Annotated in this window: 21 protein-coding genes, 1 tRNA gene and 1 pseudogene; 8 read left to right on the top strand and 15 right to left on the bottom strand. The window is 76.2% G+C overall.

Annotation, left to right across the window (positions count from 1 at the left end; genetic code table 11):
* Positions 1-9 precede the first annotated feature (9 nt).
* Positions 10-351, top strand: coding sequence for an ArsR/SmtB family transcription factor (locus GY42_RS15600; RefSeq protein WP_046530018.1), 342 nt, complete (start codon positions 10-12; stop codon positions 349-351).
* Positions 352-446: 95 nt separating this feature from the next.
* On the opposite strand, the gene GY42_RS15595 is transcribed toward GY42_RS15600, so the two are convergent.
* From GY42_RS15595 to GY42_RS15560, 8 genes and pseudogenes are all read right to left on the bottom strand, one after another.
* Positions 447-519, bottom strand: a tRNA-Thr gene (locus tag GY42_RS15595).
* A gap of 78 nt (positions 520-597) precedes the next feature.
* Positions 598-2,118, bottom strand: a complete 1,521-nt coding sequence (locus GY42_RS15590) for an alpha/beta hydrolase (protein WP_046530017.1) — start codon at positions 2,116-2,118, stop codon at positions 598-600.
* 56 nt (positions 2,119-2,174) lie between these two features.
* Positions 2,175-3,310 (bottom strand): annotated as a pseudogene (locus GY42_RS15585) (DNA polymerase III subunit delta').
* Positions 3,307-3,981, bottom strand: a complete 675-nt coding sequence (gene tmk, locus GY42_RS15580) for a dTMP kinase (protein WP_082131596.1) — start codon at positions 3,979-3,981, stop codon at positions 3,307-3,309. The pseudogene GY42_RS15585 and the gene tmk overlap by 4 nt, the downstream one beginning before the upstream one ends.
* A 62-nt stretch (positions 3,982-4,043) precedes the next feature.
* On the bottom strand, positions 4,044-5,057 hold the full coding sequence (locus tag GY42_RS15575; protein ID WP_046530016.1) for a Gfo/Idh/MocA family protein: 1,014 nt from the start codon (positions 5,055-5,057) through the stop codon (positions 4,044-4,046).
* A gap of 205 nt (positions 5,058-5,262) precedes the next feature.
* Entirely contained in the window at positions 5,263-6,267 is a 1,005-nt protein-coding gene (locus tag GY42_RS15570; protein WP_152667352.1) for a hypothetical protein, read from the bottom strand.
* 443 nt (positions 6,268-6,710) lie between these two features.
* Positions 6,711-9,440 carry a type I DNA topoisomerase gene (topA, locus tag GY42_RS15565; RefSeq protein ID WP_046530015.1) on the bottom strand — a complete coding sequence of 910 codons (2,730 nt, stop codon included), beginning with the start codon at positions 9,438-9,440 and terminating at the stop codon, positions 6,711-6,713.
* Positions 9,441-9,520: 80 nt separating this feature from the next.
* Complete coding sequence (locus GY42_RS15560; RefSeq protein ID WP_236686820.1) at positions 9,521-10,474, bottom strand: phosphatase PAP2 family protein; 954 nt, start codon at positions 10,472-10,474, stop codon at positions 9,521-9,523.
* Positions 10,475-10,574: 100 nt separating this feature from the next.
* Between GY42_RS15560 and GY42_RS15555 the strand changes: the two genes are divergently transcribed.
* The 4 genes from GY42_RS15555 to GY42_RS15540 all read left to right on the top strand — a co-directional run bounded on the left by GY42_RS15555 (position 10,575) and on the right by GY42_RS15540 (position 14,089).
* Positions 10,575-11,222 carry a TetR/AcrR family transcriptional regulator gene (locus GY42_RS15555; RefSeq protein WP_046530013.1) on the top strand — a complete coding sequence of 216 codons (648 nt, stop codon included), beginning with the start codon at positions 10,575-10,577 and terminating at the stop codon, positions 11,220-11,222.
* Positions 11,223-11,313: 91 nt separating this feature from the next.
* A complete protein-coding gene (locus GY42_RS15550; protein ID WP_046530012.1) occupies positions 11,314-12,066 on the top strand; it encodes a response regulator transcription factor in 753 nt (250 codons plus the stop codon).
* Positions 12,067-12,134: 68 nt separating this feature from the next.
* Positions 12,135-13,646, top strand: coding sequence for a sensor histidine kinase (locus GY42_RS15545; protein ID WP_236686819.1), 1,512 nt, complete (start codon positions 12,135-12,137; stop codon positions 13,644-13,646).
* Positions 13,647-13,690: 44 nt separating this feature from the next.
* Positions 13,691-14,089 (top strand): VOC family protein, encoded by a 399-nt coding sequence (locus GY42_RS15540; protein ID WP_046530010.1) that lies wholly within the window; start codon positions 13,691-13,693, stop codon positions 14,087-14,089.
* 31 nt (positions 14,090-14,120) lie between these two features.
* On the opposite strand, the gene GY42_RS19520 is transcribed toward GY42_RS15540, so the two are convergent.
* From GY42_RS19520 to GY42_RS15520, 4 genes are all read right to left on the bottom strand, one after another.
* Positions 14,121-14,606, bottom strand: a complete 486-nt coding sequence (locus tag GY42_RS19520; RefSeq protein ID WP_046530009.1) for a hypothetical protein — start codon at positions 14,604-14,606, stop codon at positions 14,121-14,123.
* Positions 14,607-14,999: 393 nt separating this feature from the next.
* Positions 15,000-16,637, bottom strand: coding sequence for an ABC transporter permease (locus GY42_RS15530; RefSeq protein WP_046530008.1), 1,638 nt, complete (start codon positions 16,635-16,637; stop codon positions 15,000-15,002).
* Complete coding sequence (locus GY42_RS15525) at positions 16,634-17,554, bottom strand: ABC transporter ATP-binding protein (protein ID WP_046530007.1); 921 nt, start codon at positions 17,552-17,554, stop codon at positions 16,634-16,636. The genes GY42_RS15530 and GY42_RS15525 overlap by 4 nt, the downstream gene beginning before the upstream one ends.
* Positions 17,551-18,231 (bottom strand): TetR/AcrR family transcriptional regulator, encoded by a 681-nt coding sequence (locus tag GY42_RS15520; protein WP_046530006.1) that lies wholly within the window; start codon positions 18,229-18,231, stop codon positions 17,551-17,553. The genes GY42_RS15525 and GY42_RS15520 overlap by 4 nt, the downstream gene beginning before the upstream one ends.
* Positions 18,232-18,325: 94 nt before the next feature.
* On the opposite strand from GY42_RS15520, the gene radA reads away from it, so the two are divergent.
* Positions 18,326-19,756, top strand: a complete 1,431-nt coding sequence (radA, locus tag GY42_RS15515; protein ID WP_087509323.1) for a DNA repair protein RadA — start codon at positions 18,326-18,328, stop codon at positions 19,754-19,756.
* A gap of 87 nt (positions 19,757-19,843) precedes the next feature.
* Entirely contained in the window at positions 19,844-20,920 is a 1,077-nt protein-coding gene (gene disA / locus GY42_RS15510) for a DNA integrity scanning diadenylate cyclase DisA (protein WP_046530004.1), read from the top strand.
* Positions 20,921-20,978: 58 nt separating this feature from the next.
* Here the strand turns inward: disA and GY42_RS15505 are convergent, their stop codons facing one another.
* Complete coding sequence (locus tag GY42_RS15505; RefSeq protein ID WP_046530003.1) at positions 20,979-21,620, bottom strand: hypothetical protein; 642 nt, start codon at positions 21,618-21,620, stop codon at positions 20,979-20,981.
* A 337-nt stretch (positions 21,621-21,957) separates the two neighbouring features.
* Between GY42_RS15505 and GY42_RS15500 the strand changes: the two genes are divergently transcribed.
* Complete coding sequence (locus GY42_RS15500) at positions 21,958-22,884, top strand: A/G-specific adenine glycosylase (protein WP_046530002.1); 927 nt, start codon at positions 21,958-21,960, stop codon at positions 22,882-22,884.
* Between the two features lie 191 nt (positions 22,885-23,075).
* Here GY42_RS15500 and GY42_RS15495 read toward each other — a convergent pair whose 3' ends face one another.
* Complete coding sequence (locus GY42_RS15495; protein WP_046530001.1) at positions 23,076-23,591, bottom strand: amino-acid N-acetyltransferase; 516 nt, start codon at positions 23,589-23,591, stop codon at positions 23,076-23,078.
* A 198-nt stretch (positions 23,592-23,789) separates the two neighbouring features.
* Positions 23,790-24,776: a sugar-binding transcriptional regulator gene (locus GY42_RS15490; RefSeq protein ID WP_082131594.1), complete on the bottom strand. Its 987-nt coding sequence runs from the start codon at positions 24,774-24,776 to the stop codon at positions 23,790-23,792.
* Positions 24,777-24,818: the final 42 nt, after the last annotated feature.

The raw sequence follows: 24,818 nt of genomic DNA, 5'->3' as shown, positions 1-24,818 counted from the left end.
GGCTGCCCCATGCCGGTGCACGTCAACGACGACGAGGCCGTCGACACCCAGGTGCTCGAGGCGTTCAAGGCGCTGAGCAACCCCGTCCGGCTGCGCATCCTCCACTGGCTGCGCGACCCGCGCGCGCACTTCCCGCAGGAGCGCGCCATCGCCGACCCCGACGAGGTCGGCGTGTGCGTGAGCCACATCACCGAGAAGGCCGGCCTCGCGCAGTCCACCGTGTCGGCCTACATGAGCACGCTCGAGCACGCGGGCCTCGTGATCTCGACGCGCGTCGGCAAGTGGACGCACTACCGCCGCGACGAGGACCGGATCTCCCGGCTCGTCGAGGTGCTCGGCCGCGAGCTGTAGCACCCGCTCGCCGACGACGCCCGGCCCCCGCGAGAGCCCTCTCGCACGACGAAGGCCCCGCAGCTGCGTGACGCAGGTGCGGGGCCTTCGGTCCGAGCCGCCTAAGGGAATCGAACCCTTGACCTTCTCATTACGAGTGAGACGCTCTGCCGACTGAGCTAAGGCGGCGTCGTCGTCCACCACGGCGTGACCGTGGTCGATCGGCGAGCGCGCCCACTGTACCTGCCCGGCGGCCGACCTCCAAAGTCAGCAGCGGGTGCCGTCGGCGGGCGCCTCGCCGGTGAGCAGGAACGTGTCGACCGCGTCCTTCACGCAGCGGTTCGAGCGGCCGTACGCGGTGTGGCCCTCGCCCTCGTAGGTGAGCAGCACGCCCGACGACAGCTGCCCCGCGAGCTGCTCGGCCCACGCGTACGGCGTCGCCGGGTCGTTGGTCGTGCCGACGACGACGATCGGGGCGGCTCCCGGCGCCGCGTACGACTCGAGCGCGGGCACGGCCGGCACGGGCCACTGCGCGCACGACGCACCCCCGTAGGAGAAGAACTCCCCCACCGTGGGTGCGACCTGGGCGATCGCCTCGGCGTCGGCGCGCATCTGCGCGGGGTCGGCCGACGGGCGGTCGTCGAGGCACGTGATCGCCGAGAACGCCTCGTTCTGGTTCGACGAGTACGTGCCGTCGGGGTTGCGCCCGTAGTAGCTGTCGGCGAGCTGCAGCAGCGCCGTGCCGTCCCCGCGGTCGACGGCCGCGCCGATCGCCTGCGTGAGCACCGGCCAGCTGGCCTGCGAGTAGAGCGCCGCGGCGACGCCGCTGAACGCCAGCGAGACCGTGAGCTCGCGACCGCTCGTCGTCGGCAGCGGGTTGGCCCGCACCCGGTCGAACAGCGTCGACACCGCCGCGAGCCCCGCGTCGACGTCGCCGTCGAGCGGGCACTGCGCACCGGTCTGGCAGTCGGCGACGTACGCGCGCAGCGCGTTCTCGAACCCCGCCGCCTGGCCCGCGGCCACCTGGCCGGAGTCGAGCGTCGGGTCGAGCGCGCCGTCGAGCACGAGCCGTCCCGCCCGCTCGGGGAACAGCGCGGCGTACGTCGCACCCAGCTCGGTGCCGTACGAGAAGCCCAGGTAGGTCAGCGCCTCGTCGCCGAGCGCCGCGCGCAGCACGTCCATGTCGCGGGCGGCGCTCTGCGTGTCGACGTGACCCAGCAGGTCGCCCGTGCGCTCGAGGCACGCGCGGCCGAGCTCGCCGTTGCGCGCGGCGGCCTCCGCGATCCCCGCGTCGGTCGAGAAGTCCGGGACCCACGCGGTGAGCGCGTCGAGCTGCGCGGGGTCCACGCACGTCACGGGTGCCGAGTGCTGCACGCCCCGCGGGTCGAACGCGACGAGGTCGTAGGCGGCGAGCACGTCGCGCGACACGACCTGCCGGAAGAAGCTCATGGAGTCGATGGCCGACCGCCCCGGCCCGCCGGGGTTGACCAGCAGGGAGCCCACGGGCGAGCCGCCGCTCGCGGGGATCCGCCGCAGCGCGATCTCGATCGTGTCGCCCTCGGGGTCCGACCAGTCGAGCGGCACGGTCGCGTCGGCACACTGCTCCTCGCCGCACGTCGTCCACTCCAGGACCTGGTCGTAGAACCGCGCGAGCGCGGGGTCGGTGGTCCCCGACGACGCGGCGGACGTGGGGGCCGTCGCCTGGTGACGCGGCGCGAGGCACCCCGTGAGGGTGAGGACCGTCAGGACCAGGAGCGCGCACCGGCGCAGGGCAGGACGCGTCGGCATGCCCCTACGGTAGTGCGCCCGTCGGCGCGCCGGAGCGCGGCACGGTGCCGCGCGCGTCACCCCTGGGGTCGCAGCGCGATGGCCATCGCCTCGACCGCGAGCAGCGGCGCGACGTTCCCCGCGAGGCGCGTGCGGGCGACGCCGACCGCGTCCATGCGGCGCAAGGTCTGCTCGGGCGTCGAGCCGGCCGCGAGGGCGCGCACCGCGTCCTCCTGCTCGACGTTGACGAGCTCGACGTCGGCACCGAGCTGCACCACGAGCACGTCGCGGTACAGCGACAGCAGGTCCACCATGGCGCGGTCCAGCACGTCGCGCTGCGCGCGCGTGGCGCGACGCTTCTGCTCCTCCTCGAGCTGCCGCACCTGGGCCCGCAGCGCCGGCGGCAGCGTCTGCGCTCCCTGCGCCCCCAGGCCGCGCAGCAGCTCGGCGCGCTCGGCCGCGTCGCGCTCCTCGGTGGCGGCCCTCGCGTCGGCCTGCGCGGTCTCGACGAGCTCACCGGCGGCGAGCACCGCGTCGCCGACGCCGCGCACGCGGGACGCGAGCGACAGCACGGCGGCGCGCCGCTCGCGCGCCTGCGGGTCGCGCGCGAGCCGCCGGGCGATGCCGATGTGGCTCTGCGCGGCGCGGGCCGCGACGTGCGCGGTCCTGGGGTCGGCCCCGTCGCGCCGCACGAGGAGGTCGGCGACCGCGTCGACGGGCGGCACCCGCAGGCCCACCGACCGGCTGCGCGAGCGGATCGTGACGAGCACGTCCTCGGGGCTCGGCGCGCACAGCAGCCACACCGTGCGCTCGGGCGGCTCCTCGACGGCCTTGAGCAGCACGTTCGCGCTCTGGTCGTTGAAGCGGTCGGCGTCCTCGACGACGATCACGCGCCAGCGACCCTGCGACGGCGAGCGCTGCGCGAGCTCGACGAGCGGACGCGTCGCGTCGACCCGGATGAAGACGCCCTCGGTCGCGACGAACGTGACGTCGGGGTGCGCGCCCGCGAGGGTCGTGGTGCACGCGTGGCACGTGCCGCAGCCGCCCCGCTCGCACTGCAGGGCCGCGGCGAACGCGCGCGCCGCGTTGGACCGCCCCGACCCCGGGGGCCGGTGAGCAGCCACGCGTGCGTCATGGCCGCCGGGTCCTCGACCGCGCGGCGCAGCACCGCGACCGCGGGCTCCTGCCCGACCAGGTCGTCCCAGACGCTCACGCGTCACCCCCCAGCAGCGGCGCCAGCCGCGCGCGGACCTGCGCCGCGACGTCCTCGGCCGGCTGGGACGCGTCCAGCACGAGCCACCGGTCCGGGTCCTGCGCGGCGCGCGCGAGGAACGCGTCGCGCGTCCGGCGGTGGAAGTCGGCGCCCGCGGACTCCAGCCGGTCCGGGTCCCCGGTGAGGCGCGCGAGCCCGACCGCCGGGTCGAGGTCGAGCAGCACCGTGACGTGCGGCAGCAGCCCGCGCGCGGCCCACAGCGACAGCCGCTCGACCTCGTCCGCACCGAGCCCGCGACCAGTGCCCTGGTACGCGACCGACGAGTCGAGGTAGCGGTCCGTCAGCACCACGGCGCCCCGCTCGAGCGCGGGGCGCACGAGCGACGCGACGTGGTGCGCGCGGTCCGCCGCGTACAGCAGCGCCTCGGTGCGCGGGTCGAGGTCCTCGCCGTGCAGGATCGCCTGCCGCAGCTCCAGACCGAGCGGTGTGCCGCCCGGTTCGCGCGTGACGACGACCTCGCGCCCGCGCGCGGCCAGGTGGTGCCCCAGCAGGGCGACCTGCGTCGACTTCCCGACGCCGTCGCCGCCCTCGAACGACACGAACAGCCCGGTCGGTCCGCCGCCGTGCGCGCGCGGGCGGTCGGCGGGCACGGCACCAGGGTCGGGGGTCACGGCGTCAGGCTAGCCGCCGTCGCCGACACCTCCGGCACCGGCCCGGGTCGGCCGCCGTCCGGTCAGGCCGCCGGCTCGCCCGGGTACGCGACGCCGACCTGGCGGCGGATCTCGTCCATCGTCGTCATGACGTCGAGCGTGCCCTGCCACGACATGCGCGGGCTCTCGGTGTCGCCGTCGGCGATGCGGCGCGCGACCTCGGCGGCCTCGTACTGCAGACCGCGCTGCGCGGGCTGGTCGAACGTCCACTCGCGGCCGTCGCGGCGCGCGAGACGGAACGACGTGGGCGCGTAGAACGGCCCGGCGACGCGGATGTACCCCTCGGTGCCCGAGATCGACGACGTCGTCGGCGTCTTCGACCACAGCGTCGTGCTGAGCGTGGCCTGCGTGCCCTCGCCGTACTCGAGCACCATCGAGACCTGCCCGTCGACGCCCGTGCTCGTGAGCTGCCCGAACGCGTGCACCTGCGACGGCACGCCCAGGAAGTCGTGCGCCCACGCGACCGGGTACACGCCCAGGTCGAGCAGCGCCCCGCCCGCGAGCGCGGGGTCGTACAGGCGGCTCGCGGGGTCGAACGCGAAGAACTGGCCGTGGTCGGCGCGGATGTTGACGATGTCGCCGATCTCGCCCGAGTCGATCACCTGGTGCAGCGCGGCGACGTGCGGCAGGAACCGCGTCCACATCGCCTCCATGACGAACACGCCGGCCTCGCGCGCCGCGTCGAAGACCTCGCGCGCCTCGGCGGCGTTGCGCGTGAACGACTTCTCGACGAGCACGTGCTTGCCCGCGCGGATCGCGAGCAGCGCGTGCTCGCGGTGCTCGGAGTGCGGCGTCGCGACGTACACCGCGTCGACCTGCTTGTCCTCGACGAGGTCGCGGTAGCCGACGTGGGTCGTGGGGATGCCGTGCGCGGTGGCGAACCGCTCGGCGCGGTCCTTGTTCCGCGAGCCGACCGCCACGAGCTGCGCGCGCGTGAACTCCCGCACGGAGTGGGCGAACTGGCTGGCGATGCCACCGGCACCGATGATGCCCCAACGGATCGACGGGGCGGTGCGCGGGTCCTCGGTGCGAGCCATGGCACCAACCTAGTGCCCGCCGCCGACGCGGTGCGGCAGCGGGCACCGGGCACCGGGCACCGGGCACCGGGCACCGGGCACCGGGCACCGGGCACCGGGCACCGGGCACCGGGCACCGGGCACCGGGCACCGGGCACCGGGCACCGGGCCAGCATCTGGGATGCGACGGCTGCCAGACCGGGCTCACACGCTCTCGAGCGGTGCGTCACCGACCTGACCCCGGTCTCACGACGGCGCCGTCCCGCGTGGTGGACGGCGTGACGTGACGGGCGACCTCCTCCGCGACGCGGTGGTGGCGCAGGTCGTCCGCCGTGAAACGCAGCAGGAGCGCCCCGGTGGCGACGATCGCGTTCTGCCTCGCCCGGTCCCGGTACAGCGCGTCGGGCGACCCGTGCGGCGTGGCGCCGTCGATCTCGACCAGCAGCAGCCGGCCGTCGTCGAGCCGCCACCCGAGGTCGCCGCGCGCGACCACCCGTCCGCTGCCGTCGCGCACGGCGACCTGCAGGTCGTGCGGAGCGATCCCGGCATCACGGCACTGCAGCCGGGCACGCGTCTCCAGCGGGGACTGCGCGCGCCCGTCGACGAGGTCCCACCATCGGGCCACCCGCACGCTCCCCCGCCGCCCCCAGGTCCGGCGGCGGACCTCTTCGAGCTCGTCCTCCCGCACCAGCCGCCGATGGATCGCCGAGTCCAGCACGGCCACCGCGTGCTCCCGGTCCAGCGTCGGCACCGTCTGGGCGAGCGCCGTCACCGGGTCGACGACCATCACCGGGCCGAGTCGCTCGACACGCTCGGGCACGCCGCAGCGCACGTGCACGCCGCCGCCCGGCACGCGGTGCGTCCCGTCCAGCAGCGCGACCTCGGGCCGGATCCGCACAGGAAGCCCTTCGACTCCGAGCAGCGCGAGCGCGCAGGCCCCGACGGCCACGCCGCGCGCACGGCCGACCGCCAGGACACCCAGCCACGCCGCCCGACGGCGCGCACGCTCCCATCGGTCGGCCCGCTGCCACGCCGGCACGTCCGCGGCGTCGAGCGCGGGGGCGAGGTCGTGCACGCCTCGGACGACACGCTCGAGGAGACCCGCACGGCGCAGCGCACCACGCCGCGCCGCACCGACTCCGACCGCGTCGCACTGCTCCGAGTCGATGAGTCCCTCCTGCTGGAGCGCCGTGCGCAGGAGTCCCGGAGGAAGTGGTGCGGCGGTGCGCATGTCGGCACTCGACCACGCGCCCGTCACGCCACGGGACGCCTCGCCCCGCACGGTGGTCGGGCAGCGGGACGCGACGCCTGGGGACGGCTCGGCGAACCGAGGGGCCCGACCAGAGCGCCGCCTCCACCGAGCGACCACCGTGCGACCACCGACGAGCCCGGCACCACCGCCGCACCGGCGGGACAGCGGCCCCACAGAGTCTCGAGTCGTGGGACGCGCGCCGCGCGAGACCGGGCTGACCGTCACGCTCGACGTCGACGAACGCCCTCCGCCCGGTCTCGCGACCGACGCGTCTCGCCGACTGGACGACGGTCCCGGTCACGGCTTCGACGACTCCACCACCGAGCCGTCACGACGCCGAGCAACCACCACCGACGGTCGGCGGCGGCCGACCGCCCTGCCGACCACCGGCACGACGCGCACCCCGCGTGGTGGCGCCGAGGTCAGCCCTTGGCGGTCGACTTCTTGCGGGTCGTGGTCGTCTTGCGGGCCGTGCCGCGCTTCTTGGCGGGCCCGGCGGCGCGCTTCTCGGCCAGCAGCTCGACGGCCTGCTCGGGCGTGATCGACTCGGGCGTCACGTCGCGCGGGAGCGTGCGGTTGGTCTCGCCGTCGGTCACGTACGCGCCGAACCGGCCGTCCTTGACGACGATCGGCTTCCCGCTGGTCGGGTCGTCGCCGAGCTCGCGCAGCGGCGGGGTCGCGGTCTGACCGCGGCCGCGCTTGGGCTGCGCGTAGATCGCGAGGGCCTCGTCGAGCGTGATGGTGAAGAGCTGCTCCTCGGACGCGAGCGTGCGCGAGTCGGTGCCCTTCTTGAGGTACGGCCCGTAGCGGCCGTTCTGCGCGGTGATCTCGGCGCCCGACTCGGGGTCGACGCCGACGACGCGCGGCAGCGACAGCAGGCGCAGCGCGTCGTCGAGCGTGACGGTCGCGAGCTGCATCGACTTGAACAGCGACGCCGTGCGGGGCTTGGGCTGCGCCGCGAGCGCCTTCTTGCGCGCCGCGGCCGACAGGCCGGGGTCGAGCTCGGGCTCGGGCAGCACCTCGGTGACGTACGGCCCGTAGCGGCCGTTGCGCGCCACGATCTGCGTGCCCGTGGTCGGGTCGGTGCCGAGCACCTGGTCGCCGTCGGGCTGCGTCTCGAGCAGCTCGCGCGCCTTCGCGACCGTGAGCTCGTCGGGTGCGAGGTCGTCGGGGACGGACGCGCGCAGCGGGTCCGCGTCGGGGCCGTCGCCGGGCGCCTCGAGGTAGGGGCCGTACCGGCCGACGCGCAGGGTGATGCCGTCGCCGATGTCGATCGAGTTGACCTCGCGCGCGTCGATCTCGCCGAGGTTGTCGACGAGACCGCGCAGGCCCCCGGACTCCGGGGAGTCGGACCGGTCACCGAAGTAGAAGTCCGTCAACCAGTCGACGCGCGCCTTCTGGCCCGCGGCGATCGCGTCGAGGTCCTCCTCCATGCCGGCCGTGAAGTTGTAGTCGACGAGCCGGTCGAAGTTCTCCTCGAGCAGCCGCGTCACCGCGAACGCGAGCCACGTGGGCACGAGCGCCTGCCCGCGGTTCGTGACGTACCCGCGGTCCTGGATGACGCCGATGGTCGCGGCGTACGTCGACGGGCGGCCGATGCCGCGCTCCTCGAGCGCCTTGACCAGCGACGCCTCGGTGTAGCGCGGCGGCGGGGACGTGCGGTGGCCGTCGGCGGTGAGGTCGGACGCCGTGACGGGGTCGCCCTGCGCCATCTGCGGCAGGCGCGCGTCGTCGTTGCCGGCCGCGGCGCCGCCCTCGGCGTCGTCGTACCGGCCGCGGTCGCGACCCTCCTCGTACGCCGCGAGGAACCCGCGGAACGTGATGACGGTGCCGGACGCGGAGAACACGGTCTCGACGGGGCCGTCGGCGGTGGTCGCGGTCGCGGCGAGGCGCACCGAGGCCGTCTGCCCGCGCGCGTCGGCCATCTGCGACGCGACCGTGCGCTTCCAGATCAGCTCGTACAGCTTGAACTGGTCGCCCGACAGCTCGCGCGCGACCTGGGCGGGCGTGCGGAAGTGGTCGCCCGCGGGGCGGATCGCCTCGTGCGCCTCCTGCGCGCCCTTCGCCTTCGACGTGTAGACCCGCGCCTTGTCGGGCACGTACTCGGCGCCGTACAGCTCGGCGGCCTGCCGGCGGGCCGCGTCGATCGCCTGGGCGGACAGCCCGGGCGAGTCGGTCCGCATGTAGGTGATGTAGCCGTTCTCGTACAGCGACTGCGCGGTGCGCATCGTCTGCCGCGACGCCATGCGGAGCTTGCGCGACGCCTCCTGCTGGAGCGTCGAGGTGGTGAACGGCGCGGCGGGGCGGCGCGTGTACGGCTTGGTCTCGAGCGACTGCACCGCGAACGCGGCGCCGTCGAGGCCGCTCACCAGCGCCGAGGCCCGCGCCTCGTCGAGCGCGACCGCGTCGCGCGTCTTCAGCTGCCCGCGGTCGTCGAAGTCGCGGCCGGACGCGACGCGCTGCCCGCCGACCCCCGTCAGGCGCGCGGAGAACGTGGGCTCGGCGGTGTCGGCGACCGCGAACGTGCCGGTGACGTCCCAGTAGTCGGCGGGCACGAACGCCATGCGCTCGCGCTCGCGCTCGACCACGAGCCGGGTGGCGACCGACTGCACGCGCCCCGCCGACAGGCCCTGCCGGACCTTGCGCCAGAGCACGGGGCTGACCTCGTACCCGTAGAGGCGGTCGAGGATGCGGCGCGTCTCCTGCGCGTCGACGAGCCGCTCGTCGAGCTCGCGCGTGTTCTCCAGGGCCCGCGTGATCGCCTCGCGGGTGATCTCGTGGAACACCATGCGCTTGACGGGCACCTTGGGCTTGAGCTCGGCCAGCAGGTGCCACGCGATGGCCTCGCCCTCGCGGTCCTCATCGGTCGCGAGGTAGAGCTCGTCGGACTCCTTGAGGAGCTTCTTCAGCTCGGCGACCTTCTTCTTCTTGTCCGCGTCGACCACGTAGTACGGCGTGAAGCCGTTCTCGACGTCGACGGCGAACTTGCCGTACGGGCCCTTCTTCATGTCCGCGGGCAGCTCGGACGGCTGCGGCAGGTCACGGATGTGGCCGACGGAGGCCTCGACGTCGTAGCCCTCGCCGAGGTAGCCGGCGATCGTGCGCGCCTTGGCGGGCGACTCCACGATGACGAGCTTGCGACCTGCGGGCATCTGACCGGCCTTCCGTGCCGAGGGGGGTGGGCGGCGCGTCGCCGCGGCCGCCCGTACCGGGGGGACTCTACGTGCTGGGGTCAAGCGGGCGTCTCGGCCCGTGCGCCGGCGACGTGCCGCAGCACGAGCATGAGCGCGAAGGCCAGGCTGCACGCCGCGACGACGCCCGCGACACCCCCACCGTAGGCCAGCATCTCGTCCGCGCGGGACGTGGCCCCGGCACGGTGGGCCCACGTGCGGGTCAGCAGGACCGTCGCGAGACCACCGGCCGCGACGCCCACCACGACGAGCGCGAGAGCGGTCCGGCGCGTGCGCGCGCGCCACGGGTCGGACCGGTCGACGCGGCGCAAGGTCGCGGTCGCGGTCGCGGTGCGGGCCGGGCGCAGCACCATCGCGGCGCACACCACGGCGGTCCAGCCGAGCACCACCAGCGCTCCCGCCACGACGTCGGACGGCCGGTGCCACTGGCCCACGAGCGTCGAGACGCCCGTCGCCGCGGTGTAGGCCGCACCGAGCACCGCGACCGCCGGGCGGGCGCGCGGCGGCACGACCAGCAGCAGCGCGGCCGCGACCGACCCGGCGGCGGTCGTGTGCCCGCTGGGCAGCGTGTTGCCGTAGTCCGCGCCGACGCCGAGCACGGGTCGCTGCAGCACCTCGTACTTCACCAGGCGCGTCGTGAGGTTCGCGCCGCCGACGAGCACCGCGACCTGCAGCGCGAGCGACCACCGCCGCCGCACGAGCGCGACGCCCGCCGCGGCGAGCAGCCCCCCGGCGACGAAGCCGACGGACACGACGTCGAGCACCGGCTCGGCCACGCGCCACAGGTGCCCCTGGCCGGTCGTCGCGCCGTCGAGCGCGGCGTCCTCGACGCGCTGGCCGGCCCACGTGTCGACGAACGTGCGCCACAGCAGCCACACGCCGACCGCGCAGGCCAGCGCCACGACGGCGCACGCCGCGACGGTCCAGCCGCGCGACCGCGGGCGTCGTGCGACGACGGTTCCCGGGGTGTCCGGGGCGGGGGGACGCTCGTGCACCGTCACACGGTAGGCCACCCGGGGGATCTCCCGGCCCCGTGGCGGCCGCACGGTGGTCACGCGCGGTGGCCACGGTCCCACCGCCCGTACCCTGCGGGCCATGGACGAGGCCGTGACCAGCCGGGTTCGCCGCCCGCGCGCCGCGACGCAGGAGCGTCGCGAGGAGATCGTGCGCGCCGCGGCCCGCACGTTCGGCAGCAAGGGCTACCGCACGGGGTCCCTCGCGGACGTCGCGGAGCAGGTCGGGATCACGCACGCGGGCGTGCTGCACCACTTCGGCTCGAAGGAGCAGCTGCTGGTCGCGGTGCTGCAGCAGCGCGACGACGACGGCGTGCGGGACCTCGAGGGCCAGCACATCCCCGGCGGGCTCGAGCTGTTCCGCCACCTCGTGCGCACGGTGCGCGCCAACGAGGGCCGCCGGGGCCTCGTCCAGGGGTACACGGTCCTGGTCGGCGAGTCCGTCACCGAGGGGCACCCGGCCCGCCCGTGGGTGACGCAGCGGTTCGCGGTGCTGCGCGGGCAGGTCGCGAACGCGGTCCAGGAGATCGGCCCGCACGTGCCGCGCGCCGCGGCCGTGCGTGCCGCGGACGCGGTCATCGGCGTCATGGACGGCCTGCAGACGCAGTGGCTGCTGGACGACTCCGCGGTCGAGCTGGCCGACGCGACCGCGTTCGCCATCGAGGCGATCCTCGCCGCGACGCTCGCGGGCGCCGACGCGCCCCGGCCCGTGGGCGACGTCGAGGACTGAGGCGGCGCGTCGCCCGACGCCTTCGAGCGGACTCAGCCAACTCACAGGCGCGCTCCAGGCGCACCACAGCCGCCGTCACGACGCTGGTCGCATGACGACCACGGCCCCCGCCCCGCACCCGACGCGCAAGCCCGACGCGCTCACGCGCGCCGACGGCTCCCCCGTGCGCGCGCTCGTCGTCGACGACGAGGCGACGCTCGCCGAGCTGCTCGCCACGGCCCTGCGGTACGAGGGCTGGCACGTCGAGCACGCGCTCACGGGCCAGAGCGCGATCACGAAGGCACGGACGCTCGAGCCCGACGTGATCCTGCTCGACGTCATGCTGCCCGACCTGTCGGGCTTCGACGTGCTGCGCCGCGTCCGCCAGACGCACCCGCACGTGCCGGTGCTGTTCCTCACGGCCCGCGACGCCGTCGAGGACCGCGTCGCGGGGCTCACCGCGGGCGGCGACGACTACGTGACGAAGCCGTTCAGCCTCGAGGAGGTCGTGGCGCGCGTGCGGGGCCTGCTGCGCCGCGCGGGCGCGGTCGCGCCGTCGGAGGAGTCCGTGCTCGTGGTCGGCGACCTCCGCATGGACGAGGACAGCCACGAGGTGTGGCGCGGCGACGACGAGATCCGCCTCACGGCGACCGAGTTCGAGCTGCTGCGGTACTTCATGCGCAACCCGCGCCGCGTGCTGAGCAAGCCGCAGATCCTCGACCGCGTGTGGCAGTACGACTTCGGCGGGCAGGCGAACATCGTCGAGCTGTACGTGTCGTACCTGCGACGCAAGATCGACAAGGGCCGCGAGCCGATGCTGCACACGCTGCGCGGCGTCGGGTACGTGCTGCGCCCGGCGAGATGACCCCGGCGGGCGACCTCCGGGACGCCGCACCCCGTCGCCGCACGCGCTGGTCGCTGCGGCGTCGGCTCGTGGCGGTCGTCCTGGGGCTCGTCCTGCTGGTGGGCGTCGCGATGGGCGTCGTGTCGACCCTGGCGCTGCGCGGCTCGCTCGTCGCGCAGGTCGACCAGCGCGCGGTCGCGGCCGCGGCGCGCGCGGTGCAGGCGACGGAGGCCGGCGGGGGTCTCGGCGTGGTGCCGCCGCGGCCGGACGGCGACGACGACGACCGACGCCACGGGGACCGGCCGCCGCCGCTGCTCGTGCCCGGCCAGGACGTCGGCACCGTGAGCCTCGTGGTCGGCGCCACGACGACGGACGGCGCGCACCTCGCGCAGGACGGCTACCGACGCCTCACCGACGCGCAGGTCGCGGCGCTGCGCGGCGTCCCCACGGACGGCGCGCCGCACTCGGTGCTGCTCGACGACCTCGGCACGTACCGTGCGGTCGCGCGGCACGACGACGACGGCGTGCTGGTGGTCAACGCGCTGCCGACGTCGGGCGTCGACGCGACCGTCGGCCAGTACGTGGTCATCGAGGTGCTGCTGGCGGCCGGTGCGCTGCTCGTGGCCGGCGTCGGCGGCTCGCTGCTGGTGCGCCGGGAGCTCACGCCGCTGACACGCGTCGCCGCGACCGCCGCACGCGTCGCCGAGCAGCCGCTCGCGCGCGGCGAGGTCGAGATCGCGGCGCGCGTCGACCCGCGGGACACCGACCCGTCGACGGAGGTCGGGCAGGTCGGGGCGGCGCTCGACCGCATGCTGGGCCACGTCGAGCGCGCGCTCGCCGAGCGGCACGCGTCGGAGTCGCAGGTGCGGCGGTTCGTCGCCGACGCGAGCCACGAGCTCCGCACGCCCCTCGCGTCGATCCGCGGGTACACCGAGCTCGTGCGCCGCTCGCCGGACGCGCTGCCGCCCGACGCGGTCGCGGCGCTCGCGCGCGTCGAGGCCGAGGCGGTCCGCATGAGCGCGCTCGTGGACGACCTGCTGCTGCTCGCGCGGCTCGACGCGGGCCGCGCGCTCGAGCGCGAGCCGGTCGACCTGGGGGTGCTCGCGGTCGACGCGGTCGCGGACGCGCACGCCGCGGGGCCGGACCACGTGTGGCGGCTCGACCTGCCGGGCAGCGACGACGACGACGCGGCCGACGACGAGCTGACGGTCCTCGGCGACGACCACCGGCTGCGCCAGGTGCTGGCGAACCTCACGTCGAACGCGCGCCGCCACACACCGCCCGGCACGCGCGTCGACGTGGGCGTGCGGCGCGACGGCGCGGACGTGGTGCTGACGGTCACCGACGACGGCCCGGGCGTGCCGCCCGACCTCGCGGGCTCGCTGTTCCAGCGGTTCACGCGCGGCGACGCGTCGCGCAACCGGGCCGCCGGCTCGACGGGGCTGGGGCTCGCGATCGCCCACGCGGTCGTGACGGCGCACGGCGGGACGCTCACGTGCACGTCGGTGCCGGGCCGCACGACGTTCGCGGCACGGCTGCCCGCCGCGGGTCCCACCCGTCCGGGTGACACGGCGGCGGCGACGGGCACGGTCGGTACCTGACGGGGCGACGACCGTCGCCCCGCGGACGAGGGACGGGGACGACCGTGCTCACCGACGCGCACGCCTTCAGCGGCTTCTCGGTCGACGACCTGGACGCCGCCGAGCGGTTCTACTCCGACGTGCTGGGCCTGCCGGTCGAGCGCACGCCCCAGGGGCTGTGGCTGCGGGTGGGCGTCCACGAGCCCCCGGGCACGCCCGCGACCGACGTCTTCGTCTACCCGAAGGGCGACGCGCACCGCCCCGCGACGTTCACGGTCCTCAACCTCGCGGTCGACGACCTCGAGGGCGTGGTCGCGTGGCTGCGGTCCCGCGGCGTGACGTTCGAGCGGTACCCGGGGCTCGAGGCCGACGCGTCCGGGATCGTGCGCGGCGGCGACGCGGGCCCGGACATCGCGTGGTTCACCGACCCGGCGGGCAACGTCGTCGCGGTGCTGCGGCGCTGACGCGGCACGTCGGTCGCCGCGCGGCGACCCGTCAGAGGCCGTAGGCGCGGTAGGCGTCGAGCACGTCGGCCAGGGGCGCGGTCAGCTGCAGCACGGCCGTGCCGTTGCGCCAGACAGCGACACCGGTGCCGTCGCCCGCGTCGGCGACCGTGTACGTGCCGACGACCTCGCCGCCGACGGTCACGTCGCCCGACTCGGGCAGGTCGGGGGCGTCGGGGTCGACCGGGGTCGCGCCGGTGTCGGGCGCGGGCACGGGCAGCGTCGCCGCGACCTGCTGCTGCAGGGCGGTCGCCGCCTCGGGGCTCTCGAGCTGTGCGGCACGCACGGTGACGGTGCCGCCGGCCCCGTCGGTCAGCGTCTCGACGTACGCCTCGACGGCGCCCGCCGCGAGCCGCTCGGCGTCCTCCTGCGACGACGCGAGCGCGTACTGCAGGACGGTGGTCGGCAGGGCCGCCGCGAACGCCGTCGTCGCCTCGCGCGCGACGGGCGCCGTCGCGGGCGTGGGGGCGGGCAGCACGACCGTCGACGCGGTGCCGGTCGGGGCGGCCCCCGCACCGCGGTCCCGCGTCAGGAGGATCCCCGCGACGGCACCGGCGACGAGCAGGACGACGACGCCGACGACGACGGGCAGCAGCCACGCCGGGCGGCCGCGACCACGGTCGTCGTGCCGGGCCGGGGCCGGCTCCGGGGCCGCGGACGCGCCGGACGGCGCCCACGCGGGACGGCCCGCACCGGGCCGGGCACACCCTGCGGCGTCGCGGCGGGCCGGTGCGTCGGGGCCGCCGGACCGGGTCGCTGCTCCGGCTGCCCGGGTCGTCCGGTGTCGCTCATGCGCGCGTCCCCCTCGGTGTCGCGGCCGACGGCTGCCGGACCAGGGCGCAGCCTACCCAGGCACGGTCGCCCCTCGTCGTCACGCGTCGAGGTCGCGCCGGCGGACGCCGAGCAGGCCCGCGCCGACCAGCAGCGCGGCGACGGCCGTGACCGCGACCGCGGCGCCGGCGTCCAGCGGCTCGCCCGGCCGCGACGTGAGGTGCGCGAACGGCGAGAGCGCGTCGGCACCCGCGGGCAGCAGCGCGGCGAACATCCCGACCGTGCCCGTGTACGCGACGTACGACCACACCACGCCGGACGCGCGCGGCACGAGCCCGACGAGGGCGGTCGCGACGCCCAGCACGACGAGCACGCCCGGCACGGTGCCGGCCGCGGCAACGAGCAGGCGGCCGACCTGCGACGCGTCGTCGAGCGTGAGCGCCGCACCGGCACCCATCACGAGCCCGGCCAGCAGCATCATGGTCGTCGCGGCGCCGGCCGCGAGCGCGACCTGCGTGCCGAGCCAGCGCACGCGCCCGACGGGCAGCGCGAGGACGGCCGTCGCGCGGCCCGCGCGCTCGTCGGCGCGTGCGGCCCCGACCGCCGTCGCGGCGTACGCGCCGGCCAGCACGGCGACGAACACGACGTACAGGCCGAAGACCGCGGCGACGGCGTCGCCCGGGTCACCCAGCAGCACCGACAGGGACGGCTCGTCGCGCACGAACCGCACGACCGCGGACGCGAGCACGCCGACGAGCCCCGCGGTCAGCACGACGCCCGCGCCCCACGCGAGCACGGACGTCCGCTGCCGCCGCCACGTCAGGCCCACCAGCCCACCGACCCGGCCGCGCGCCGGACCCGGGCGGTCCGGCAGGAGACCCGTCCCCAGGTCGCGGCGTCGCACGAGCACGGCCGCGAGCGCCACGCACGCGGCCGCCGCCGCGGCGCTGACGCCCAGCGGCCACCAGCGGTCGAGCGTGTAGGGCGCGGTGGCCTGCGACCACCCGAACGGCGAGAGCCACGACCACGCGCTCGTGCTGCGCGGACCTTGCACGTCGCCGACCGCGCGCAGCACGAACGCGACGCCGACCACGGCGAGGCCGAGCGCGTTCGTCGTGCGCGCGTGCGTGGTGAGCTGCGCCGCGACGGCCGTCGCCGCGGCCACCACGAGCGCGGCCGCGACGACCGACGCCACGAGCAGCGCCGACCCGGCGGGGTCGAGCTCGGTCGTGAGCAGCGCGGCGAGCAGCAGCACGCCGACCGCGAGCACCTCCGACGCCGTCGCGAGCAGACCGGCCGCGACGGGCGCCGCGCGCCCCACGGGCTGCGACCGGACGAGCTCGAGACGCCCGTCCTCCTCGGGTGCGCGCAGGTGCCGCACGACGGCGAGCACGGCCATGATCGCCACCGGCACGGCGAGCCAGACGCCGAGCTCGTTCGCGGTCATCGCGCCGAGCGTGTAGTCGTCGAGCCCGTAGCCCGGACCCGCGAGCGCGGTCGCGGCGGGCGACGCGATGAGCGCGGCCCGGGCCGCGAGGTCGGCGGGCGTCGCGTACAGGCCGGCGAGCCCGACGACCGAGACCTGGGCCGTGCCCGCGACCGCGACGGCCCAGACGGCGGCGGTCCAGCGGTCGGCGCGCAGCGCGAGGCGCAGCAGCCGTCCCGTGCCGGCCAGCGGACCGTGCGGCGCGGGCGCGACCCGACCGGGTGCCGACCGCCGCGACGCCGTGGTGGTCACCGCTCCCCCACGCCGAGCGTCGCGAGCTCGTCGCTGTACTCGCGCAGGAACAGGTCCTCGAGCGTCGGCGGGTGCGCCGTCACGGACCGCACGCCGTGCGCCGCGAGGACGCCCAGGACGGCGTCGAGCGCGGGCGCGTCGGCGGCGAGGGTCACGCGGTCGTCGTCGACCCGCACGTGGTGCACGCCCGCGAGCCCGTCGAGCGCGGTGCGCGCGCCCGCGGCGTCGGCGAGGCCCGCGACGACGGTCGTGCGCGTGAGGCCGCGCAGGTCGTCGAGCGTGCCGGTGCTCACGGCGCGGCCGCGACGGATGATCGTCACGCGGGCCGCGAGCGCCTCGACCTCGGCGAGCACGTGGCTCGAGAGCAGCACGGTGCGCCCGTCGGCGGCCGCCTCGCGCACGACCTCCTGGAACACGGCACCCATGAGGGGGTCCAGGCCCGACGTGGGCTCGTCCATGAGCAGCAGCTCGACGTCGGCGGCGAGCGCCGCGACGAGCGCGACCTTCTGGCGGTTGCCCTTGGAGTAGGCGCGGGCGCGCACGCGCGGGTCGAGCTCGAACCGCTCGACGAGCTCGTCGCGCCGGCGCGGATCGAGGCCGCCGCGCAGCCGCCCGAGCAGGTCGATCGTCTCGCCGCCCGTGAGCTGCGGCCAGAGCGTGACGTCGCCGGGCACGTACGCGAGGCGCCGGTGCAGCGCCACGGGGTCGCGCCACGAGTCGCCGCCCAGCAGCGCGACGTCGCCCGCGTCGGCGCGCAGCAGCCCGAGCAGCACCCGCACGGTGGTCGACTTGCCGGCGCCGTTGGGCCCGAGGAACCCGTGCACCTCGCCCGTGCGGACGGTGAGGTCGAGGCCGTCGAGCGCGCGGCGGCGCCCGAACGTCTTGACCAGGCCGCGCACGGCGATCGCGTCGGTCATGGCTGCTCCTGGTGGGTGGTGGGGTCGACGGGCGGCTCGGGTCGCTCCTGCGTGGCGCGCCACGCGTCGAGGTAGGTGCTGTCGGCGAACAGGCCGTGCGTGTAGAGCTCGAGGCTCGCGTGCGCGGTGGTGCGGGCCATGTGCGTGAGCGCGGCGGCCGGCTCGGCCGTCGGGGACGGTGCGCGCCCGGCCGCGGCGTCGAGCTGCGTGACGAGCAGGAGCCCGAGCTGCGCGGCGACGACGTAGCGCGCGCGGCCCTGCGGGTCCTCGGTCGGGCGGACGACGCCGGCCCGCTCACCCTCGGCGAGGTAGGTGAGCGTGTCGTCGACCATGCCGTCGACGAACCGCGCGGCGGCGGGGCCGCCGTCGAGCACGACGCGGAACAGGTAGGCGACGAGCGGCGCGTACCGGTCCATGGCGGCGAGCTGGGCGAGCACGGTCGTGGCGGGCTGCGCCATCGCGTCGGTCTTCGCGGCGACGAGCGCGTCGTGCGCGTGCTCGTCGCACGCGGCGCGCAGGCCGTCCTTGGAGCCGAAGTGGTGGAGGACGAGGGCGGGGCTGACGCCGGCGTCGGCCGCGACCTGCCGCACGCCGACGCCGAAGCCGTCGCGGCCGAAGCGCAGCATCGCGGCGTCGCGGATGCGGGCACGTGCCGTGAGGTCGTCGGCTGATCGCATGTTCAGTAGACTAAACGCTGGTTCAGCCTGCGGGCAACCCCCTCACGCCGAGCCCACGCGGGCGATGTCGGCGCCTGGCCGTAGCGTGCACGCCGTGAGCCAGACGACGACCCGCCGCGCGCGCACCGCCGACAAGTCCGCCGAGCGCCCCGGCTTCCGCTGCACCGAGTGCGGCTGGACCGCCACCAAGTGGGTCGGCCGCTGCGGCGAGTGCCAGGAGTGGGGCTCGGTCGTCGAGGACGCCGGCCCCGGCTCGGGCGGCCCGCGCACGGTCGCCGTCGCCCCCACGCGCAACCCCGCGCGCCCCATCCACGAGATCGACGTCGAGTCCGCCGCCGCACGCCCCACGGGCGTCGACGAGCTCGACCGCGTGCTCGGCGGCGGGCTCGTGCCCGGCGCCGTGGTGCTGCTCGCGGGCGAGCCCGGCGTCGGCAAGTCGACGCTGCTGCTCGACGTCGCGGCGCGCGCCGCGCGCACGGGCCGGCGCGTGCTCTACGTGACGGGCGAGGAGTCCGCGGCGCAGGTGCGGCTGCGCGCCGGTCGCATCCACGCGCTCGACCCGGCGCTGCTGCTCGCGGCCGAGACCGACCTCGGCACCGTGCTCGGCCACGTCGAGGCCGTCGACCCCGACCTGCTGGTCCTCGACTCGGTGCAGACCGTCTCGAGCGCGCAGGTCGACGGCGCACCCGGTGGCGTCTCGCAGGTCCGCGAGGTCACGGCCGCCCTCATCACGGCGGCCAAGTCGCGCGCGCTGCCCGTCGTGCTGGTCGGGCACGTGACGAAGGACGGCTCGGTCGCCGGCCCGCGCACGCTCGAGCACCTCGTCGACGTCGTGTGCCAGTTCGAGGGCGAGCGCCACTCGCGCCTGCGGCTGCTGCGCGCGACCAAGAACCGCTACGGCCCCACCGACGAGGTCGGCTGCTTCGACCTGTCGGAGCACGGCATCGTCGGCCTGGCCGACCCGTCGGGGCTGTTCACCTCGCGCCTCGTCAGCGACGTGCCGGGCACGTGCCTCACGGTGACGCTCGAGGGCCGCCGCCCGCTCGCGGCCGAGGTGCAGGCGCTCGTCGCACCGAGCGTCGTGCCCAACCCGCGGCGCACCACGAGCGGCGTCGACGGCAGCCGCCTCGCGATGGTCCTCGCGGTCCTGCAGCGGCGGCTCGGCGCACGGCTCGCCGACCAGGACGTCTACGTGTCGACCGTCGGCGGCGCGCGCGTCGTCGAGCCCGCCGCCGACCTCGCGCTCGCGCTCGCCGCCGTCAGCGGGCGCGAGAACGTCCCGGTCCACGCGGGCCTCGTCGCGGTCGGCGAGGTCGGGCTCGCGGGCGAGATCCGCCCCGTGCCCGGCGTCGGACGGCGGCTCGCCGAGGCCGCTCGGCTGGGCTGCTCGCGCGCCGTCGTGCCCGCGGGCACGCTCGCCGAGGTCGCGGTGCCCGACGGGCTGCGGGTCGTCGAGGCCCCCGACCTCGCCGCGGCCGTGCTCGCGGGCCTGGCGCCCCAGGACCCGGCCGACGGCTCACGGTGACGCGGGCCCCTCGCGCGCAGGTCGGCAGGTGAGACACCCGTGGCCAAGGTCTCGGCCGATCCGTCGCGCCACCGATACGATTCACGCGTGCCGCACCCGCACCACCAGGACGACCTGCTGAGGTCGACGCTCGCCGCGGTCGCGCCCGGCTCCGAGCTGCGCGACGGTCTCGAGCGGATCCTGCGCGGCCGCACGGGCGCGCTCATCGTGCTCGGGATGGACGAGACGGTCGACTCGATCTGCTCCGGCGGGTTCGTGCTCGACGTCGAGTTCTCCGCGACCCGCCTGCGCGAGCTCGCCAAGATGGACGGCGCCGTGGTCATCGACCCCGTGCGCGACCGCATCGTCCGCGCCGCCGTGCAGCTGCTGCCCGACTCGTCGATCCCCACGACCGAGTCCGGCACGCGGCACCGCACCGCCGAGCGCGTCGCGCGCCAGACGGGGCTGCCCGTGATCTCGGTGTCCGCGTCGATGCGCATCATCCAGCTCTACGTGGGCGACCAGCGGCACGTGCTCGAGGACTCCCCCACCATCCTGTCGCGCGCCAACCAGGCCCTCGCGACGCTCGAGCGGTACAAGGCCCGCCTCGACGAGGTCAGCGGCACGCTGTCGGCGCTCGAGATCGAGGACCTCGTCACCGTCCGCGACGTCTCCGCCGTCGTGCAGCGGCTCGAGATGGTGCGCCGCATCTCCGACGAGATCGCCGGGTACGTCGTCGAGCTCGGCAGCGACGGCCGTCTGCTCACGCTCCAGCTCGACGAGCTCGTCGGCGGCGTGGGCACCGAGCGCGAGCTCGTGATCCGCGACTACGTCGACACCACGCGGCGCGCGGTCGAGACCGTGCCCGACGCGCTCGCCGAGCTGGACTCGACCCAGCTGCTCGACATCGCGCACATCGCGCGCGTGCTGGGGCTGCCCGGCGGCGGCGAGGAGCTCGACGCGGCCGTGGGTCCCCGCGGCTACCGTCTGCTGTCGAAGGTGCCGCGCCTGCCCCGTCCCGTGGTCGACCGGCTCGTCGACCACTTCGGCGGCCTGCAGAAGCTCCTCGCGGCCACCATCGAGGACCTCATGGCCGTCGACGGCGTGGGCGAGCAGCGCGCCCGCTCGGTCCGGGAGGGTCTGTCGCGGCTCGCCGAGTCGAGCATCCTCGAGCGCTACGTCTGACCGCGGCGGCGCCGTGCCCGCGGCACGCCGACCCGGCGACGTGCCGCCCCGCGACCCGTCAGCCCAGGCCGAACACCGCGGCCGGTGACGTCGCGCCCTGGAGCGCCACGGTCACCGAGTACGTGCCGGGCTGCGGCGACGGCAGCCCCCCGGGGCAGCCCTCGGCCGAGCGCACGCGCGTCCAGGTCAGGGCCGACACGTCCGACTCGCCGGCCGGCAGCAGCAGCGTGCGCGTGGCGGCGTCCTCGCCCGCGCAGTCGAGGCTCGACCACACGCGGTCCTCGCCCGACGTGATGACGACCTCCTGGTGCGCGTCACCCGCGTCGACCAGGCAGGGTGCCGCACCGGAGTTCGTCACGGTCACCTCGAACGTCGGGTCGACGTCGGCCGCGAACGCCTCGCCGCCCGGGGCGACGGTCAGCGCGAGCGACGCGGGGTCGCACGTGGCGACGCCGCCCGCGGCGTCCTCGGCGGTGGGTGACGGGGTGGGCGTGGCGGCCGGCGGCTCGACGGCGGCCGCGGGCGTGGGGTCGTCGCCGCCGCGGTTGAGCAGCCACGCCACGAGCAGCACGATCGCGACGAGCGGCAGGCCCAGCACCACGAAGCGCCGGATCCAGAACACGCGCACGGGCGGGCGCGGCGGCGGGACGCGGCGCACCGCACCCGTGCCGGCGGGGCGCCGGCGGTCGCGGTCGTCCATCGTGTCCTCCCGGGTCGCGCCTCCCGCGGGGCCGCGGCTGCGGCGACCACGGTACGAGGCCCGCGGCCCGCGCGCCGTCCACGACGCGCGTGGCCGTGGCGACACGCGCCCCGGCCCGGACGGTCGTCCACATCGTGGACGCTGGTCCGGCGTCGTGGAGCGCCTCCCCGCCGCCGGTGGCGCGCACCGCACGGGAGGACGGCGCCGCGCCGGCACGGCAGGTGCGTGTCCCCGGACCGTCGCACGGCACGGGCGCGCCGCCGTGCCGCACCGCGCCGCCGTGCCGCTCGGTCGCGGCCGAAGTTGGCCCGCCTCGCGCCGCCGGGCACCATGAGGCGTGCTCGCCGCCGACCCCGACCCGCTCGCCGCCGACGTCCGACGCGACGTCGTGGCGTGGTTCGACGTGCACGCGCGCGACCTGCCCTGGCGTGCTCGCGACCGCACGCCGTGGGGCGTCCTGGTGAGCGAGGTCATGCTCCAGCAGACGCCCGTGGTGCGCGTGGAGCCGGCGTGGCGCGCGTGGATGGACCGGTGGCCGACGCCCGCGGACCTCGCGGCCGCGCCCACGGCCGACGTGCTGCGGGCGTGGGACCGCCTGGGGTACCCGCGGCGGGCGCTGCGGCTGCAGGAGTGCGCGCGCACGGTCGTCGAGCGGCACGGCGGCGACCTCCCGGACGACGAGGCGGCGCTGCTCGCGCTGCCGGGCGTCGGCGCCTACACCGCCGCGGCGGTCCGCGCGTTCGCGTTCGGACGCCGCTCGGTCGTGCTCGACACCAACGTGCGGCGGGTGCTCGCGCGCGTGGCGGCCGGCGAGGCGCTCCCGGCGCCGGCCCAGACGGTCGCCGAGACACGCGCGGCGGCCGCGTGGGTGCCCGACGACGACGACGCGGCGGCCCGCTGGGCGGCCGCGTCGATGGAGCTGGGCGCGTTGGTCTGCACGGCGCGCGCGCCGCGGTGCGACGCGTGCCCGGTGGCGGACCGCTGCCGCTGGCTCGCCGCGGGACGGCCCGTCGACGCGCACGCGCACCGGCGCCGCACGCAGGCGTGGTCCGGCACCGACCGGCAGGCCCGCGGCCGAGTGATGGCGCTGCTGCGCGAGGCGATCGCCCCCGTGCCGCACGACGCGGTCGCGGCCGTGTGGCCGGACGCCGCGCAGCTCGCGCGGTGCCTCGACGGCCTGGTCGCGGACGGTCTAGTCGCGCGGGACGTCGCACCGGGCGACGACCCGGACCCGTCGGCGACGACGTACCGCCTCCCCGGCTGAGCGTCACCCCCGGCCACCCCGCGCACCACCGCCACCCCGCCCCCCACCTGCGGTCCTCGCACACCACCACGATCCCGGCCGCCGAACGCGGGGTCTCGCCGGTGACGGGCGTCGAGGACGGGCCGTACCCCGCGTTCGGCGGCGGGCGGCTGCGGGGCGGACCCGTGGCGCCGGGCGGGCGAGCCGACCCGTCAGAGCTCGAGGAGCATGCGGGTGTTGCCCAGGGTGTTCGGCTTGACCCGTGCGAGGTCGAGGAACTCCGCGACGCCGTCGTCGTGCGACCGCAGCAGCTCGGCGTAGACGTCGGGCGGCACGGGGGTCCCGTCGATCTCGACGAACCCGTGGCGGCGGAAGAACTCGACCTCGAACGTCAGGCAGAACACGCGCCGCAGCCCGAGCCGGCGCGCACGGTCGACGAGCCCGTCGACGAGCGCGTGGCCGACGGCCCGCCCGCGGTACTCGGGTGCGACCGCGAGCGTGCGGATCTCGGCGAGGTCCTCCCACATGACGTGCAGCGCACCGCAGCCGACCACGTCGCCGCCGTCGGCGGGGCGCGCGACGAGGAACTCCTGCACGGCCTCGTAGTAGCCGACCCACTCCTTGGCCAGCAGGATGCGCTCGTGCGCGTAGGGCTCGACGAGCCGGTGGATCGCGCGGACGTCGGCGGGCAGGGCCGGCACGACGTCGACGGGGGCGGGTTCGCTCACGCCCCCCAACCTACGCACGGACGTGCACGCGCCGGGCCGCCCCGCACGGTCCCGACCCCGTCTGTCCCACGGGTCGAACGCGGGGTTCGGCCGGTCTGCGCGGCCCGGCACCGGACGAACCCCGCGTTCGCCGGAGGAGTGAGACCGGTGGGTGGGACCGGAGGCGGGATGGGGGCAGCGGACCGGCGGGTGGGTGGGTCAGGGGCGGCGCGGGTGCGCGTGGGGGCGCGACGACGCGGCCTCGACGAGCGCGGTGGCGGTGACCTCGTCGACGACGAGGTCGGTGACGACGTCGGCGCGCAGCGCGGCCAGCAGCGGCGCGACCTTGTTGTCGCCGGCGACGACGCACACGCGCCGCGGCACGCGCTGCAGCTCGTCGGGCGTGGGGCCGGTCGCGCGGCTGTTGAGCGAGACGTCCTGCCAGGACCCGTCGGCGCGCAGGAAGACCGTGCAGACGTCGCCGACGACGCCCTCGTCGTGCAGGCGGCGCACGTCGTCCTCGTCGAGGTACCCGGCCGAGTAGACGTGCGACGGCACGGCGCCGGCGACGGCTCCCGCGGAGAACACGGCGATGTCGGCGCGGCGCTGCATGTCCAGGACCCGCTTGACCGACCGTTCGCGCCACATCGCGGCCTTCGTGTCGGGGAAGTCGAAGAACGCGGGGACGGAGAAGTGGTGCACGGCCGCGCCGAACGCCGACCCGAAGGACGAGATGAGGTCGGACGCGTACTCGACGCCCGACGTGCGCATGTTCGCGGCGCCGTTGAGCTGCACGACCGCCGACCCGCGCGTCGGCTTGGGCGCGAGGTACCGCGACACGGCCGCGAGCGTGGTGCCCCAGGCGATGCCCATGACCATGTCGGAGTCGAACCACGACGCGAGCAGACGTGCGGCGGTCATGGCGACCTGGTCGAGCCGCTCGACGGACCCGGCGGAGTCGGGCACGGGCACGACGTACGTGTCGATGCCGTACGCGGCGGAGATCGAGCGACCGAGACCGGGGGCGCGCGTGCTCGACGGGCGCAGCGTGATCTCGACGAGCCCGGTCTCCCGCGCGCGCTTGAGCAGGCGTGACACGGTCGAGCGCGAGGTGCCGAGATGACGCGCGATGACCTCCATCTTGAGGTCCTGCAGGTAGTACATGGACGCCGCGCGCAGCACGTCCTGCTCCCGCTCCACGAACACCCGGCACCACCCCTCGTACGGACCATGGTCCCGTCAACCCTG

Origin of the sequence: Cellulomonas sp. FA1, assembly GCF_000986825.1 — a bacterium.
GTDB classification, from domain to species: Bacteria; Actinomycetota; Actinomycetes; order Actinomycetales; family Cellulomonadaceae; genus Cellulomonas; species Cellulomonas iranensis.
This window is presented reverse-complemented; position numbering and strand designations above follow the sequence as displayed.